1 protein-coding gene is annotated in these 651 nt (G+C 55.3%); it reads right to left on the reverse strand.

Translation table 11 applies throughout. The features are described 5' to 3' along the window. Positions 1-651 (reverse strand): helicase-related protein (locus DXD78_RS20880; protein ID WP_233534032.1); only part of this gene is annotated, 651 nt, incomplete at both ends.

Consider the following 651-nt stretch of genomic DNA (forward strand, 5'->3'; position numbering starts at 1 on the left):
CTTCTCATCGGCGGAATCCACTCCGTCCACCTTTATTATATTAAGGCGGTTGCCCTCCTTGTCGGTCTGCACCACCGACAGGAAGCGGTTCCAGTCCTCCGTCATGGCATCTATGAAAGCCGTGTTGTTGCGCAACTCGCCGGTCTTTGACTCCAGCTTGAACTCCGAATCACGCTTGCCCTTGTTGAACGACTTGCGTTCCCCTTCGAGCGATGCGATCCGCTTTTCCAGTTTCGCCTTGTCCAACAGGTCGGTATTGCCGGAGAGCAACGCCATGTATTCCGAGAAATTCATGCCCGATTTTTCGTCCATTGCCCCCTCGTCGATGGTACGCGCACCCATCGCACCGCTTTTGAGCTGGCTTATGAAAGTCTGCTTGCAGTGCAGGAGGTTGAACTTGTAGCTGTCCAGTGACTTCTCCACCGCGTAGATGATTACATCCACGTTGTTCCCGGCGAAATGTTTGGCAATCTCATTACCTGCCCTAACTCCGCGTCCGTCACGCTGTTGCAAGTCGGACGGTCGCCACGGCGTATCGAGATGATGGATAGCCACACACCGTTTCTGGGCGTTCACACCCGTTCCGAGCATAGAGGTAGAGCCGAACAGCACACGCACCGTCCCGGCGTTCATGGCGTCTATCACCGCCTT

The sequence above is a fragment of the Bacteroides sp. D20 genome (assembly GCF_003436255.1).
Taxonomy (GTDB): Bacteria; Bacteroidota; Bacteroidia; order Bacteroidales; family Bacteroidaceae; genus Bacteroides; species Bacteroides uniformis.